Here is a 14,910-nt window from a genome sequence, read left to right as displayed (position 1 = left end):
CGGTTGTAGCTCAGTTGGTTAGAGTACCGGCCTGTCACGCCGGGGGTCGCGGGTTCGAGCCCCGTCAACCGCGCCACCGCTGCCTGAAAAGGGGACCTCTCTGAGGTCCCTTTTTTCGTTTCCAATCCCCTTAAAATGCCGCGCAAAAACTTCTTTCGAGAAAGCACATTTTCTCGCGCGAATGCGCTTGACGCCCCGCGCCCCGTGGCCTATTCCGCCCACATCGCGCGGTTGTAGCTCAGTTGGTTAGAGTACCGGCCTGTCACGCCGGGGGTCGCGGGTTCGAGCCCCGTCAACCGCGCCACTTTCCCCCTCTATTTCGTAACGTGCAGGCGCTAAGCCCTAGTTCGCGCAGGCTTATTCAGCCCTGCCTCTTGAGGCTCAACCAATGGAATAGGTGGCGACCGGGCAGGCCCGATCGCCAATCTGCTTAGGTCAGCGCATCAATGATGCGCGCCCAAGAGCGGATGCCTTTGTGAAAGCTTTCCATGTCGTATTTCTCGTTCGGGGAGTGGATTTGATCGTCATCCTTGCCGAAACCGATCAGCATCGGCTCGGTCCCGAGAATCTTCTGAAAATGCCCCGCAATCGGAATCGAGCCACCACAGCCGATATAGGCCGCAGGCACCTGCCATTCGTTGCTCAGCGCTTGGCGGGCGGGTTCGAACATCGCATGGCCAATGTCCACCCCCGAGGCTTGGCTGGCGCCATGGCCTGAGAACTCTACCGTGCAGTCTTCGGGCAGCATCTCAGCCACCATCTTGCGGAAGTTCTCACGGATGGCGAGCGGGTCTTGCGTGCCGACGAGGCGGAAGCTGATCTTGGCATGCGCCTCGGAGGGCAGCACCGTTTTAAAGCCATCGCCGGTATAGCCGCCCCAGATGCCGTTGACCTCACAAGTCGGTCGCGACCAGATCATCTCAAGCGGGGTGCGGTCCTGCTCACCCGCCGGTTTGCTGAGCCCCACGTCGCCGAGGAAGGCGCTATGGTCAAAGGCCAGCCCCTGCCACTGCGCTTCCAGATCCTCGGGCAGGTCCGGCACGCCGTCATAGAAGCCGGGGATGGTGATGCGGCCTTCGTCGTCATGCAGCGCGGCGATCACCTTGCTCAACGCGCGGATCGGGTTCATCGAAATGCCACCATACATGCCCGAATGCAGGTCTTTCGACGGGGCGGTGACGGTCAGCTCTTCGCCCAAAAGCCCGCGCAGCATGGTGACGATGGCGGGGGTCTTACTTTCGAACAACCCGGTGTCGCAGATCATCGCCACATCGGCTTTCAACTCCTCCGCGTTCTCCTCCATGAAAGGGACGAGGGAGGGGGAGCCGGATTCCTCTTCGCCTTCGAGGAAGAAGGTGATGCGGCAGGGCCAATCGCCTTTCACCTCTTTCCAGGCGCGCAGGGCTTCGATGATGGTCATCAACTGGCCCTTGTCATCGGCGGCCCCGCGGCCCCGGATCACGCGACCCTTTTCCGTCTCCTCAACCGCCGGATCGAAGGGATCGCGGTCCCAAAGGTTCAGCGGGTCGACCGGCTGCACGTCATAATGGCCATAGAACAGCAGATGCGGCTTACCTTCGCCGACATGACCCACGACCATCGGATGCCCCGGTGTGACGCGTTTTTCGGCTTCCACGCCCATGGATGTAAGGTCGGCCACCAGCCAATCGGCGGCGCGGTCGCAATCGGCCTTATAGGCCGGATCGGTCGAGATTGACGGGATGCGCAGCAGGTCCAACAGACGGTCGGTGGCGGCGGGCAGATCGTTGTCGATCCGGGCGAGAACATCGTTGAGGGACATGGGCATAATTCCTTGCGCTTGTGAATTTGGCGCGAAGGTATCAGGCGGGCAGGGGGTGTCCAGTGGCCGCAGGGCCCGCGATTAGAAGGTGAGCGAGAGGTGGCTGCCCTCGGCGGTAAGCTGGCTGTCGACCTGCGCATTCAACTGCGACGCCGCCGCCGCCATCAAGGTCTGCCCAATGCTGTCGGCCCGCCCTTTGCCCTCGTTCGCGGCCCCGATGCCATCGTCTTTGCATTCAAGGTGGAAATGCCCGTCCCGCAGGCTGAGGTCGATTTCGATATGGCCAGCCGCGCCATCCGGGAAGGCGTGTTTGATCGAATTGGCGGCAAACTCGCTAATGATCAGCCCCAAGGATGAAGCCGCGGTGGACCGCAGGGTCACAGGGTCTGCCCTATAGCTGATTTTGACATGCCCCGGTGCGGTTTCCTGCAAAAGCCCTACGACCTTGCCGAGGTATTGCTCCGCATCCACCTCATCGCGCCCGTGCCCGGATTGCAGTTCACCATGTAGCGTTGCCATGGCGTTGACCCGGCGCTGAATGCCGTTCAGCACATTGATCGTGGTCGTGTCATCCAATTGCCGGGTGTGGAGCCGAACCATGGCCGACAGTGTCTGGAGCGAGTTTTTGACACGGTGGTCGGCCTCGCTCATCAGCACGGCTTGGCTGCGCAGGGAAAGGCGCAGGTCGAGCTGTTTCATCACCTGACGGGACAAGACAGAGATCGCCTTGCGTTGCAGCGCGGTCAGCCTGCGGGGTTTGGTGTCGAGGATGCACAGCGTGCCAAGCGGCAGCCCGTTGGACGCAATCAGCAGGGCACCTGCATAAAAGCGCAGCCCGTCGCCTGCGGTGCAGAGCGGGTTGTCGGCCATGCGCGGGTCTTTCAGCGTGTCGGGAATCTCAACGAAGCGCTCTTCCAGAATCGCATGAGAGCAGAGCGAGGTTTCGAGCGGCGTCTCGCGCGCACCCAGACCCACTTCGGCCTTGAACCACTGTCTGTCCTTGTCGATCAGGTTGATCACTGAAATCGGCGCGTCACAGATCTCAGCCGCCAGTTCGACGATCTCGTCGAACTCCTCCTCGCGCGGGGTGTCGAGAATCTCGTAATTATAAAGCGTCCGCAGGCGCTGGTCCTGCTGGGGATGTGGAGTGGCGCGCAAAACAAACTGCCCTTTCTGGATTGGTCCTTTGGAAGCATGAAAGCAGCTGGCAATACAAGCGAACAATCTTAAATCGGGCGTAGAACGCGCAGCGCCTGCGACAGTTCGCCCCGCAAAGGGGCCAGGATAAGAGATTGAAGCTTCGGCTTTGGATCTGTAATCATTCTAAAAGCTGAATATGGAGGGGCCCCCTCCTGTTCGCGCCAAAAGATGGAGACGCGCATGGACTATAACGAGAAGCTCGACGCGGCGATTGCGCGCCTGCATGACGAAGGACGCTACCGGACCTTCATCGACATCGAGCGTCGCAATGGTCAGTTCCCCCATGCCGTCTGGACCAAACCCGACGGGTCGCAGCAGGATATCACCGTTTGGTGCGGCAACGACTATTTGGGCATGGGGCAGAACCCCGTGGTGATCGAAGCCATGGAAGAAGCGCTGCGCGCCACCGGCGCAGGCTCTGGCGGGACGCGCAACATCTCGGGCACAACGGTCTATCACAAGCAGCTAGAGGCCGAACTGGCCGATCTGCATGGCAAGGAAGCGGCGCTGCTGTTCACCTCGGCATATATTGCCAATGACGCCACGCTTTCGACCCTGCCCAAGCTCTTTCCCGGGCTGATCATCTATTCCGACGCGCTGAACCATGCCTCCATGATCGAAGGCGTGCGCCGTAATGGCGGGGCCAAGCGTATCTTCCGCCACAACGACGTGGCCCATCTGCGCGAGTTGATGGAGGCGGATGATCCTGCCGCGCCCAAGCTGATCGCTTTTGAATCGATCTATTCGATGGATGGCGATTTCGGCCCCATCGAAGAGATCTGCGATCTGGCCGATGAATTCGGCGCGCTGACCTATATCGATGAGGTGCACGCGGTTGGCATGTATGGCCCGCGCGGGGGAGGGGTGGCCGAACGCGACCGGTTGATGCACCGGCTCGACATCATCAACGGCACGCTGGCAAAGGCTTATGGCGTGATGGGCGGCTATATCGCCGCTTCGGCCAAGATGTGCGACGCGATCCGCTCCTATGCGCCGGGGTTCATCTTTACCACCTCGCTGCCGCCTGCCGTCGCTGCGGGGGCCGCGGCCTCGGTCGCCTATCTTAAACGCGCGCCGGAGTTGCGTGAGAAACACCAGCAGCAGGCCAAAGCGCTGAAGTTGCGGCTGAAGGGTCTGGGTCTGCCGATCATCGATCATGGCAGCCATATCGTGCCCGTCATGGTGGGCAACCCGGTGCACACCAAGCTTCTGTCGGACATGCTGCTCGAAGATCACGGCATCTATGTTCAGCCCATCAACTTCCCCACCGTGCCGCGCGGCACGGAGCGGTTGCGCTTCACGCCCTCACCGGTACATGGGCCTAAAGAGATGGATGCACTTGTCCGGGGGATGGACGTGCTCTGGTCACATTGTGCGCTGAATCGTGCCGAAGCCGCGGGCTAACGCAGCGCTATTCGTGTTTTCCGTTGTCTTGTGGTAGCCTTTTGTCAAGAAAAGGCTACATCCGAATCGTTGGGGCGTGTTTGGATCAAAGCTACAGGCTAACAGGGACAGGGCATATTGATGATCGGGCGATGGGCCTCCAGAACCGCTGAGGACGAAACAGTCGAACCCAAAGGGTTCGATGCATTCGAATTGCGGTTGGGGGATGTCATGCGCGGCGAACGGGCTACGCTTGGTAAATCCCTGCTCGACGTGCAGCGCGAATTGCGCATCAAAGCCTCCTATATCGCCGCAATCGAAAACTGTGATCCCGGCGCATTTGACACGCCCGGCTTCATTGCGGGCTATGTGCGCTCCTACGCGCGCTACCTCAATATGGATCCCGATCAGGCCTTTGCCGCCTTCTGCAAGGAATCCGGTTTCGCCGTGGCCCACGGCATGTCCGCCGAAGCCTCCGTCGTGAAAAAGCCGAGCTTCGAGGAACGCCGCAAGTCCCCGAAAGAAGACGATCTTTTCGCCCGGCCCAACACGCCCTTCGTGCCCACGGGCGACGGGTTGCTCAGCCGGATTGAGCCGGGGGCGGTTGGCTCTTCACTGGTGCTGATCGCGCTGATCTCGGCCATCGGTTTTGGCGGTTGGACCGTGCTGAAAGAGGTGCAGCGCGTGCAAGTGGCGCCGGTGGATCAGACCCCCATCGTGCTTTCCGATCTTGACCCGTTGGACGGGGCATTGGCCAGCGCGCCTGACGCAGAAGACGATTCCGCCGCGCCGCAAAGCGTGGAAAGCCCTCGGGCCGAGGCGCTGGACCGGCTTTATCGCCCGCAAGCGCTCGACGTGCCGGTGCTGGTGGCGCGTGACGCGCCGATTGCTTCTATCGACCCGCGCTCTGTCAGCAATTTCCCGACGCCGGACCGCCCCGATACCGCTACGCAAGGTACCGTGGTGGCCGAGGCGACGGAGGGTGATGACAGCCTGTCGGATGACAGCATCACCAGCGCCATCGACGAGGCGGTGATGCTCGCCAATGCCGATACGGACCTGCCCAAACCGCAGGTTGTTGAGCCTTTGGGTGAGAAAGTGCGCATGGTCGCCGCTTACCCCTCTTGGGTGCGGGTGCGCGCGGCTGACGGTACGGTGATTTTCGAAGGCGTGATGAACAAGGGCGACACATGGGATGTCCCCGTCACCGAAGAGCCGCCCTCCCTTCGGACGGGCGAATCCGGTGCGCTATATTTCGCCATGGCGGATGGCTGTTTCGGCCCCGTTGGGCCGCGCGGAGCAGTGACCTCCAACGTGCCGCTCCACGCCCAGGCGCTGGCCGAGCTTTATGAGCCGGTCGATCCGACGGCGGAGCAATCGCTCAGCCGGATGTTTGCCGATCTCGAAGGCTCACTCGACCCCTCCGCTCTGGCGGCGATGCCCTGTCAGGGCAGCTAAACGCGCGGGCCGCCGCTTCCCATTGCACATGAGGCCCCGGCTGAATAGGTAGGGGGCCAAAGCCCCTGATCCCGCGAAAGGTGTCTTCATGTCGCTTCATTCCATTCGCCCTTGGCGCGATATTCCGCGTCGCAAGTCCCGGCAGATCATGGTGGGCAATGTGCCGGTGGGCGGTGACGCGCCGATCACCGTGCAGACCATGACCAACACGCTGACCACCGATGTCGCCGCCACCATCGCACAGGTCCAAGCCGCCGCCGACGCGGGCGCCGATATCGTGCGCGTCTCGGTTCCGGATGAGGATTCCTCCAAAGCCCTGCGTGAGATCGTGCCCGAAGTGTCGGTGCCCATCGTTGCGGACATCCACTTTCACTACAAGCGCGGGATCGAAGCCGCCGAGGCGGGTGCCGCTTGTCTGCGCATCAACCCCGGCAACATCGGCGATGAAAAGCGGGTGCGCGAGGTCATCAAAGCCGCGCGGGACCACAATTGCTCAATCCGCATCGGCGTGAACGCAGGCTCGCTGGAGCGGCATCTGCTGGAGAAATACGGCGAGCCATGCCCCGATGCGATGGCCGAAAGCGGGCTGGATCACATCAAGATCCTGCAAGACAACGATTTCCACGAGTTCAAGATTTCCTGCAAGGCCTCGGACGTCTTCATGGCCGCGGCGGCCTACCAACAGCTTGCCGATGCCACCGACGCGCCCATCCACCTCGGCATCACCGAGGCGGGCGGGCTTATGTCGGGCACGATCAAATCGGCCATCGGTCTGGGCAACCTTTTGTGGAGTGGCATCGGCGATACCATCCGCGTCTCCCTCTCCGCCGATCCGGTGGAAGAGGTGAAGGTTGGCTATGAGATTCTCAAATCCCTCGGGTTGCGGCACCGTGGGGTGAACATCATTTCTTGCCCCTCTTGCGCGCGGCAGGGGTTCGATGTGATCAAAACCGTCGAGACCTTGGAGAAACGTCTGGAGCATATCAAGACGCCGATGAGCCTGTCGATCATCGGCTGCGTGGTGAACGGCCCCGGTGAGGCGCTGATGACCGACGTGGGCTTTACCGGCGGCGGGGCCGGGTCTGGCATGGTCTATCTGGCGGGCAAACAGAGCCATAAGCTCGGCAATGAAGGTATGATTGATCATATCGTCGAGCAGGTCGAGGAACGCGCGGCGCAGATTGAGGCTGAGGCGGTGAAGGCGGCTGAGTAGGTTGGGGGCTGGGCCGCTGGCGCTGTGTTGGTTGAGGGGCTGCGCAGAGGTATTTTTAAAAGGATGAAGATGAGGGGGAGCGCGTGAGCCGGGAGGTTGGCGCGCTTTGTCTGTTGTTGGAATGGGTTATTAATCAGTGGGTTGTGGGGGCGTCTTCACCTTGTTTGGGGTGAGGTGTTTTTCTAGGACGATGGGGGGCATGTGGCCGTTGAGGATCATTTCGGGCAGCACATAGAAGGGGGCGTCGGTGAGCCCTAGGGCGGTAGCCCAGCGGGCGGGCTGGGGGTGGCTGAGATCGTGTTGTATGAAGGTGATGCCGTAACGCTTTGTAATTGCGGTCAATTCGTGGGCGGCGGTGGCGCAGGTCTCGCAGTCTTCTGCGGTGAAAAGCGCGATGGGGTGGCCCGCCAGAAGGTCGGGGGCCAAGCGGTCGAGCAGCAACAGGTCGTTTTGAATATGCCGTTGCATTTGCGTCGGGCCGGCCAGCGCTTTGGCGATGACATCGCCATTGGCAAGGACCGCGGCGCGGAGTTCGGTTTCAAACGCATCTCGCGCGGACGGTTCATCGGCCCCGGCGGGCAGGGCCAGCACGAGCGCGGCCAGAAATGCCGGGGCGCGCATCTTTAGCCGCGTTTTTCTTCTACCAGCGCCATCATTTGATCATAGGGCAGGTAGCCGCGCAGCATTTCGTCTTGCATGACGAAGGTGGGCGTGCCGGTGATCTGCAGCTTTTGGGCCAGCGCGCGGGTTTGGGCGATCTCTTGCGTGACCGCGTCGCTGTCCATCTCGGCTTCGATTGCTGCGACATCCAGATCGAAGCTTTCGCCCAAGCGGCGGAGGGCGGGGAGGGTGACCGCTCCGTTGAAGGCCATAAGCGCATCGTTCAGTTGTTTGTAAGCGTCATCGCCCGCGACCTGTTTGGTCGCCACGGCAAAGCGCGACGCCAGCAGCGATTGCTCTCCAAGGATCGGGAACTCTTTGACGATCAGTTTGATGTTACCGTCGGTTTCCAGAAGTTTGGCCACTTCGCCATGGGCGCGTTTGCAGTAGCCGCAGCGGTAGTCGAGGAATTCAACCAGCGTGATGTCCCCCTCCGGGTTGCCGCCGACCCAAGAGTAGCCATCGTCGAAAATCTCATCGGCATTGGCGGAGACCAGATCGAAATCTGCCTGCATCTGCGCTTGGGCCTGACGGTTTTGCATCTGCTCTACCGCTTGTAGGATCACTTCGGGGTTTTCCATTAGATAGGCGCGGACCTCGGCCCGGAACTGCGCGCGTTCGGCGTCTGTAAGCTCGGTCAGGTCCATGGCCCCGGCGGGGGCGGCAAGGGTGACTGCACCGGCAAGGGCAGGGGCGAGGAGGCGGACGAACATGGGCGGTCCTTTCGGTAAAGCTGCGAAATAGGGGCCAAGGGTTGACGCCCGGCATCAGGCGCGGTGAAAGCACATGCCGACAGTAGGAGCAAGCCCATGCGCAATTCAACCAGGTCCGCCGTTGATCCCTTTATCGTGATGGACGTGATGCAGGCCGCCAGCGCCGCCGAAGAGGCGGGCCGTCACATCATTCATATGGAGGTTGGCCAGCCCGGCACGGGCGCGCCGAAAGGGGCGGCGGCCGCGCTGGCCAAGGCGATGGGTGAGGGGGCCTTGGGCTATACCGTGGCGCTTGGCCTGCCTGCTTTGCGGGCGCGGATCGCGCAGATGTATGGCGAATGGTATAACGTCGATCTCGATCCGGCTCGGGTGGTGATCACCCCCGGGTCCTCGGGCGGGTTTTTGCTGGCCTTTACCGCGCTCTTCGATTCAGGGGATCGGGTGGGCATCGGGGCGCCGGGCTATCCCAGCTACCGTCAGATCCTGCGCGCCTTGGGGATGCAGCCCGTCGATCTGCCCGCCGCGCCGGAGAACAGATATCAGCCGGTCGCGGCGGATTTCGCGGGGGAAGACCTGCGTGGTTTGCTCGTGGCCTCCCCGGCCAATCCTTCGGGCACGATGCTCGACCGACCCGCCTTGACGGCGCTGACGGAGGCCTGTGCGGCCAATGACATGTCCTTCATCTCGGACGAGATTTACCATGGCATCGAATATGACAAGAAGGCCGTGACCGCGCTGGAGGTCACCGATGACTGCTATGTGATCAACTCCTTCTCGAAGTATTTCTCGATGACCGGCTGGCGCGTGGGCTGGATGGTGGTGCCCGAGGATCAGGTGCGCGTGGTCGAGCGGATCGCGCAGAACATGTTTATCTGCGCACCCCATGCTAGCCAGATCGCGGCGCTGGCGGCGATGGATTGCGACGACGAATTGCAGGCCAATTTGGCGGTTTACCGGCGCAACCGCGATTTGATGATCACCGGTTTGCAAGAGGCGGGGTTTACCGACATCGCGCCGCCCGATGGGGCGTTTTACGTCTATGCCGATGTCTCGCGCTTTACCGATGACAGCCGCGCCTTCGCGGCGGAAATTCTGGAGAAGGCTGGGGTCGCCGTGACCCCCGGGCTCGATTTTGACCCGGCGCGGGGGCATAAGACGCTGCGCTTTTCCTATGCGCGCAGCACGGCGGATATGAAGGAGGGCATCGCTCGGCTCAAAGCCTTCATGGCGGCGCGCTGAACGCTGGTTTGGCCGCGCGGCAGGTGATAGAAGGGCGAAAACGGGCAGGGTGATCGATCATGCGGGCAATCTTTAGGGGACTGGCAGTCTTGTTGGCCTGCGCGGGGCCGGTCACCGTCGCGGCGCAGGAGTTGACGGCGCTGGCGCGGGTCGATCCGGTTGAGAGCACAGTGAGTGATCGCTGGTTCGGCAAGACCGATTTGACCGTGGCGCTGAGCCAGGGCGTGCCTTTTCGGGTTTTTCTGCTGGATGATCCCGCCCGCCTGATCGTCGATTTCCGCGAGGCGGATTGGTCGAATGTCGCCCGGGGGGATCTGTTGGAGAAGCCGGGCCGTATCTCGGCACTGCGGTTTGGTGCGTTTCAGCCCGGTTGGTCGCGTCTGGTGGCCGATTTGGCCGAGCCGATGGTTCCCGCTGAGATTGGCATGCCGGTGGACGCAAGCAGCGGCAAGGCGCGGCTTGAGATTACCTTGGAGACGGTCGAGCCTGCGATCTTTGCCAAGGCCGCGGGCGCGCCGGTGGACCCTGATTGGACCACCGCGCTCACCGCGCCGCCAAAGCCTGCGGTGGCTGACAAGGACAGTTTCACCGTCGTTCTGGACCCTGGTCACGGCGGCATCGACCCCGGTGCGCAGCGCGAGGGGTTGGACGAGAAAGACCTGATGCTCAACTTCGCCCGCGACCTGCGCGATGCGCTGCGGCGCAAGGGGGTTGATGTCTTGCTGACCCGGGACGAGGATATTTTCGTCGCCTTGGAGCGCCGGGTCGCCATCGCCCATCAGGCCGAGGCGGACATTTTCATCTCGCTTCATGCCGACAGCCTGTCGCAGGGCGGGGCCAGCGGGGCGACGGTCTATACCCTTTCCGATGATGCCAGCGATGTGGCGACGGAACATCTCGCGGCGCGGCATGACCGGTCCGACATCATCGCGGGGGCGGATTTAACCGGCTCAGATGATCAGGTGGCGGGCATCCTGCTGGACCTTGCCCGGCAAGAGACCGAGCCGCGCTCGGACGCGTTGGCCGAGATTTTGGTGGATGGCATGGGCGCGGCGGGCGGGCCGTTGAACAACCGCCCCCTGCGGCGGGCCGGTTTCTCGGTCCTGAAATCGGCGGATATCCCATCGGTTCTGGTCGAAGTGGGGTTCCTGAGTTCCAAGCGGGATCTGACCAATCTGCGCGATCCGGTGTGGCGCGCATCGATGGTCAGCGCGATGGCGGATGCGATCGTGACGTGGCGTGATCAGGACGCGGCGCTCAAGCCTTTGATCAGAAAGTAAAATAAAAGGATGTAGCCGCTTTCGCGATGGGCGAAGATTCGCCCCCGCTGGCGGCCATGTGTTTTGACCCGCGCCAGCGCATCCTGTATAGGCTCGGAACTGTCCCTAGCCAATGGTGGTCCGCGCGCGTGTTTCGATTTGTTCTGTCCTTTTTCGGGGGGATCTTTACCACCCTGACCCTGAGCGTCGGCATGGTGGCTTTGACCATCGGAGCGGTGTTCTGGATGTATGGCCGGGATTTGCCCAGCCATGAGTCGCTGGCGCAATATACGCCGCCGACGATCAGCCGGATTTACTCGGGCCAGGGCCGTTTGATCGACGAATTCGCCAAGGAGCGTCGTCTTTTCGCCCCGGCCAATACCATCCCGGATCTGGTGAAACAGGCGTTTATCTCGGCTGAGGACAAGAACTTCTACACCCATGAGGGCTATGACCTGCGCGGCATCGGTGCGGCGGCGGTGGATGCGGTCAAATCGCGCGGGCGCGACGTGCGCGGGGCCTCGACGATCACCCAGCAGGTGATGAAGAACTTCCTGTTGTCGGGCGACCGCCGGGCCGAGCGTAAGATCAAGGAGATCATCCTTGCCTCGCGTCTGGAAGAGACCCTGAGCAAAGAGAAAATCCTCGAGCTCTATCTGAACGAGATTTTCCTCGGCCAGAACTCCTATGGTGTGGCGGCGGCGAGCCAGACGTATTTCAACAAGACATTGAGCGAGCTGGCCCCGCATGAGGCGGCTTTCCTCGCCTCGCTGCCCAAGGCACCCTCGGATTACCACCCGGTGCGCCGCAAGGACCGGCTGCTGGCGCGGCGGAACTTCGTGCTGCGGGAGATGAAAGAGAACGGCTATATCTCGGAAGCGCTCTATGAAACCGAAGTGGCGCAGCCGCTGCGCTCGGTCCAGAACGGTGATTTCGAGAGCTTCAAGGCCGAACTGCCGCCGCGGGATTACTTCACCGACGAAATCCGTCGCCAGTTGAGCGAAGATTTCGGCGAGGGGGAGTTCTTTACCGGCGGTCTGACCGTGCGCGCGACCATCGACAACGAGATGCAGCCCATCGCCGCCAACGCCCTGCGCCGTCAGCTAGAGCAATATGACCGCGGGCGGGGCATCTGGCGCGGGACGCGTTTTGAGATCCCCGCCGATCAACTGGACAGCGAAGAGAAATGGCGTGCAGCACTTGCGGACCTGCGGGTGCCGCGTGACATCGATCTGGAAAACCAGTGGTATCCGGCGGTGGTGCTTGAGGTTGGCAATAACGATGCCCGCATCGGCATCGAAGGCGTCGAGGATGACGAAGACGGCCACTGGATCCCGGCCAAAGACGTGCAATGGGCGCGCAAACGGCTAGATGACGGATCCCTCGGGCGCAAGGCTCAGGTGGCGGGCGACCTGCTTGAGGTGGGTGAGGTCGTCTTGGTCCGGCGCATGACCTCGGACAGCGACGGATCTTTCATCCGCTGGACTTTGCGGCAGGTGCCAGAGGTGCAGGGCGGTTTCGTCGCGATGGACGTGCACACGGGCCGCGTGATCGCGATGCAGGGCGGCTTTTCCTATCAGGCGAGCGTGTTCAACCGCGCCACACAGGCCAAGCGCCAGCCGGGGTCGAGCTTCAAGCCCTTCGTCTATGCCTCAGCGCTGGACAGCGGCTACAGCCCCGCGACCATCGTGGTCGACGCGCCTATTGAGATCAACACGCCGCAGGGCGTCTGGCGGCCACAGAACGCTTCGCATAAATTCTATGGGCCGACGCCCCTGCGTACGGGCATCGAACAGTCGCGCAACCTGATGACCATCCGTCTGGCGCAAGAGGTCGGGATGGATGTGGTCGGCAGCTATGCGGAGCGTTTCGGCGTTTACGACGATCTGGCGCCCTTGCTGTCGAACGCGCTCGGCAGTCAGGAAACCACGCTGTACCAAATGGTTTCGGCCTATGCGATGTTCGCCAATGGCGGTGAGCGGGTGCAGCCCACTTTGGTCGACCGGGTGCAAGACCGCTATGGTCGCACGGTCTACAAACATGATGAGCGCAAATGCTACGATTGTGAGCAGATCAACCTCGCCCCCGGTGAGGCGCCGCGGATCATTTCCAACCGCGAGCGGGTGATGGACCCGGTGACCGCCTATCAGCTGACCTCCATGATGCGGGGCGTGGTCGAGCGTGGCACGGCGCGCAATGCGGTGAACCTGCCGGTGCCGATCGCGGGCAAGACAGGCACCACCAACGATGAGAAAGATGCGTGGTTCGTGGGCTTTTCCTCCAACGTCGTGGCGGGCTGCTATATCGGTTTTGACACCCCGCGCCCGATGGGCCGGGGCGCGGGCGGCGGGCGGCTCTGCGCGCCCGTGTTCCAACGCTTCATGAGCCAAGCGATCAAGAAATACGGCGGCGGTGACTTCACAGTCCCCGAGCAGTGCCGCTTTATCAAGATCGACCGTTTCACAGGTGCGCGGCTAAGCGACAGCGCCACGGGCGCCAATGTCGTGGCAGAATGTTTCCGCGATGGCGAAGAGCCGCTCTTTGGCATCTCTTTCGATGGCGGCTTTGCCATGGGGGCGGACCTGCCGCTGGTCGAAGAACTGGGCGGCTCCTCCTCGCGTGAGGTCACCACATCGACCGGCAAGAAAGCCACCGTCGGCCCCAAGGCGAGCTTTGGCACGCTGAGCTCCGGCGGTCTTTACTAATCAGGCCGAATGGGCGAGGCAAAGCCACGCTTTGCCGCCCCCACTTGCCGCCGCTGGCGGGCTGGTCTATCTCTCGTGCGGCTCCGGTTTTCGGGGCCGCTTTACTTATCAAAGGCAGGCACACATGCGCGCAGAGGCACAGAATACCGCGGACCAGATCAGCAAATCGCTGGAATTGCTGGCCCAGCGACTGGATGTGGAGACCGCGCCCTACCGGCTGGAAGAATTCAACGCCCGTGTCGAAGACCCGAACCTTTGGGACAACCCCGATGCGGCGCAAAAGCTGATGCGCGAGCGTCAGTCGCTGGTCGATGCCATCGACACCTATGAGGGCATCAAACAGGAGTTGGCCGACAATCTTGAACTGATCGAACTGGGCGAGATGGAAGAGGACGAAGAGGTCATCTCTGACGCCGAGGCGGCGCTGAAGGCGCTGGCCGAAAAGGCCGCGCAGAAGGAACTCGAAGCGCTGCTGAACGGTGAGGCCGACAGCAACGACACCTTCCTTGAGATCAACGCAGGCGCGGGCGGCACGGAAAGCTGTGACTGGGCCAGCATGCTGGCGCGGATGTATGTCCGCTGGGCCGAGAAGAAGGGCTATAAGGTCGATCTTCAGGCCGAAAGCCCGGGCGACGAGGCGGGCATCAAATCCGCGACCTATAAGATCGAAGGCCATAACGCCTATGGCTGGCTGAAGTCCGAAAGCGGCGTGCACCGCCTCGTGCGCATCTCGCCCTTCGACTCGGCAGCCAAACGGCACACCTCCTTCACCTCCGTGAAGGTCTACCCGGTGGTCGACGACAATATTGAGATCGAGGTGAACCCCTCCGATATTCGCATCGATACCTACCGGTCCTCCGGCGCGGGCGGTCAGCACGTCAACACCACCGACTCCGCGGTGCGGATCACCCACCACCCCACGGGCATTGTCGTGACCTCTTCGGAGAAGTCGCAGCACCAGAACCGCGACATCGCCATGAAAGCGCTGAAATCGCGGCTCTATCAGATGGAGTTGGACAAGCGCTCGGCGCTGGTGAACGAGGCGCATGAGAACGCAGGCGACGCGGGCTGGGGCAACCAGATCCGCTCCTACGTTCTGCAGCCCTATCAGATGGTCAAAGACCTGCGCACCAATTACGAGACCTCGGACACCAAAGGCGTGCTCGACGGCGATCTCGACGGGCTGATGGGGGCGACGCTGGCGCTGGCGGTCTCGGGCAAAAGCCGGGCCGAGGCGCAGGGCGACTAAGCCCGTGCCGTCCCCCTCAAGGAATGACAG

The 14,910-nt window shown here is 62.1% G+C and carries 11 protein-coding genes and 1 tRNA gene; 8 read left to right on the top strand and 4 right to left on the bottom strand.

Going from position 1 to position 14,910, the window contains the following annotated elements:
- Positions 1 to 227 precede the first annotated feature (227 nt).
- Positions 228 to 304 (top strand) — tRNA-Asp (locus tag ACGYKA_RS13180).
- Positions 305 to 430: 126 nt separating this feature from the next.
- Here ACGYKA_RS13180 and ACGYKA_RS13175 read toward each other — a convergent pair.
- Together ACGYKA_RS13175 and ACGYKA_RS13170 are read right to left on the bottom strand one after the other, a co-directional pair.
- A complete protein-coding gene (locus tag ACGYKA_RS13175; protein WP_394417929.1) occupies positions 431 to 1,801 on the bottom strand; it encodes a M20/M25/M40 family metallo-hydrolase in 1,371 nt (456 codons plus the stop codon).
- Between the two features lie 81 nt (positions 1,802 to 1,882).
- Positions 1,883 to 2,959 (bottom strand): sensor histidine kinase, encoded by a 1,077-nt coding sequence (locus ACGYKA_RS13170; protein ID WP_394408819.1) that lies wholly within the window; start codon positions 2,957 to 2,959, stop codon positions 1,883 to 1,885.
- A 222-nt stretch (positions 2,960 to 3,181) separates the two neighbouring features.
- Between ACGYKA_RS13170 and hemA the strand changes: the two genes are divergently transcribed.
- The 3 genes from hemA to ispG all read left to right on the top strand — a co-directional run bounded on the left by hemA (position 3,182) and on the right by ispG (position 7,055).
- Complete coding sequence (hemA, locus tag ACGYKA_RS13165; protein ID WP_394408822.1) at positions 3,182 to 4,405, top strand: 5-aminolevulinate synthase; 1,224 nt, start codon at positions 3,182 to 3,184, stop codon at positions 4,403 to 4,405.
- A gap of 120 nt (positions 4,406 to 4,525) precedes the next feature.
- Positions 4,526 to 5,842 (top strand): helix-turn-helix domain-containing protein, encoded by a 1,317-nt coding sequence (locus ACGYKA_RS13160; protein ID WP_394408825.1) that lies wholly within the window; start codon positions 4,526 to 4,528, stop codon positions 5,840 to 5,842.
- A gap of 88 nt (positions 5,843 to 5,930) precedes the next feature.
- The gene (gene ispG, locus ACGYKA_RS13155) at positions 5,931 to 7,055 is read left to right on the top strand and encodes a flavodoxin-dependent (E)-4-hydroxy-3-methylbut-2-enyl-diphosphate synthase (protein WP_271687583.1); all 1,125 of its coding nucleotides are present in this window, start codon (positions 5,931 to 5,933) and stop codon (positions 7,053 to 7,055) included.
- Positions 7,056 to 7,184: 129 nt separating this feature from the next.
- Here ispG and ACGYKA_RS13150 read toward each other — a convergent pair whose 3' ends face one another.
- Together ACGYKA_RS13150 and ACGYKA_RS13145 are read right to left on the bottom strand one after the other, a co-directional pair.
- On the bottom strand, positions 7,185 to 7,676 hold the full coding sequence (locus tag ACGYKA_RS13150) for a disulfide bond formation protein DsbA (protein ID WP_271687582.1): 492 nt from the start codon (positions 7,674 to 7,676) through the stop codon (positions 7,185 to 7,187).
- 2 nt (positions 7,677 to 7,678) lie between these two features.
- The gene (locus tag ACGYKA_RS13145) at positions 7,679 to 8,428 is read right to left on the bottom strand and encodes a DsbA family protein (protein WP_271687581.1); all 750 of its coding nucleotides are present in this window, start codon (positions 8,426 to 8,428) and stop codon (positions 7,679 to 7,681) included.
- 96 nt (positions 8,429 to 8,524) lie between these two features.
- On the opposite strand from ACGYKA_RS13145, the gene ACGYKA_RS13140 reads away from it, so the two are divergent.
- The 4 genes from ACGYKA_RS13140 to prfB all read left to right on the top strand — a co-directional run bounded on the left by ACGYKA_RS13140 (position 8,525) and on the right by prfB (position 14,880).
- The gene (locus ACGYKA_RS13140; protein WP_394408828.1) at positions 8,525 to 9,667 is read left to right on the top strand and encodes a pyridoxal phosphate-dependent aminotransferase; all 1,143 of its coding nucleotides are present in this window, start codon (positions 8,525 to 8,527) and stop codon (positions 9,665 to 9,667) included.
- Positions 9,668 to 9,726: 59 nt separating this feature from the next.
- Positions 9,727 to 10,947, top strand: a complete 1,221-nt coding sequence (locus ACGYKA_RS13135) for an N-acetylmuramoyl-L-alanine amidase (RefSeq protein WP_394408831.1) — start codon at positions 9,727 to 9,729, stop codon at positions 10,945 to 10,947.
- Between the two features lie 128 nt (positions 10,948 to 11,075).
- On the top strand, positions 11,076 to 13,631 hold the full coding sequence (locus tag ACGYKA_RS13130; RefSeq protein ID WP_394408833.1) for a penicillin-binding protein 1A: 2,556 nt from the start codon (positions 11,076 to 11,078) through the stop codon (positions 13,629 to 13,631).
- A gap of 124 nt (positions 13,632 to 13,755) precedes the next feature.
- On the top strand, positions 13,756 to 14,880 hold the full coding sequence (gene prfB, locus ACGYKA_RS13125) for a peptide chain release factor 2 (RefSeq protein WP_067268656.1): 1,125 nt from the start codon (positions 13,756 to 13,758) through the stop codon (positions 14,878 to 14,880).
- Positions 14,881 to 14,910: the final 30 nt, after the last annotated feature.

The organism is Sulfitobacter sp. 1A15106 (assembly GCF_043556995.1).
Lineage (GTDB): Bacteria > Pseudomonadota > Alphaproteobacteria > Rhodobacterales > Rhodobacteraceae > Sulfitobacter > Sulfitobacter faviae.
The sequence above is the reverse complement of the archived record's forward strand: the minus strand, read 5'-3'. Positions and strand labels throughout refer to the sequence as shown.

Coding starts and splice junctions, on each gene's coding strand:
- ACGYKA_RS13175 (WP_394417929.1), bottom strand. CDS start 1,801: ATGTCCCTCAACGATGTTCTCGCCCGGATCGACAACGATCTGCCCGCC.
- hemA (WP_394408822.1), top strand. CDS start 3,182: ATGGACTATAACGAGAAGCTCGACGCGGCGATTGCGCGCCTGCATGAC.
- ACGYKA_RS13160 (WP_394408825.1), top strand. CDS start 4,526: ATGATCGGGCGATGGGCCTCCAGAACCGCTGAGGACGAAACAGTCGAA.
- ispG (WP_271687583.1), top strand. CDS start 5,931: ATGTCGCTTCATTCCATTCGCCCTTGGCGCGATATTCCGCGTCGCAAG.
- ACGYKA_RS13150 (WP_271687582.1), bottom strand. CDS start 7,676: ATGCGCGCCCCGGCATTTCTGGCCGCGCTCGTGCTGGCCCTGCCCGCC.
- ACGYKA_RS13145 (WP_271687581.1), bottom strand. CDS start 8,428: ATGTTCGTCCGCCTCCTCGCCCCTGCCCTTGCCGGTGCAGTCACCCTT.
- ACGYKA_RS13140 (WP_394408828.1), top strand. CDS start 8,525: ATGCGCAATTCAACCAGGTCCGCCGTTGATCCCTTTATCGTGATGGAC.
- ACGYKA_RS13135 (WP_394408831.1), top strand. CDS start 9,727: ATGCGGGCAATCTTTAGGGGACTGGCAGTCTTGTTGGCCTGCGCGGGG.
- prfB (WP_067268656.1), top strand. CDS start 13,756: ATGCGCGCAGAGGCACAGAATACCGCGGACCAGATCAGCAAATCGCTG.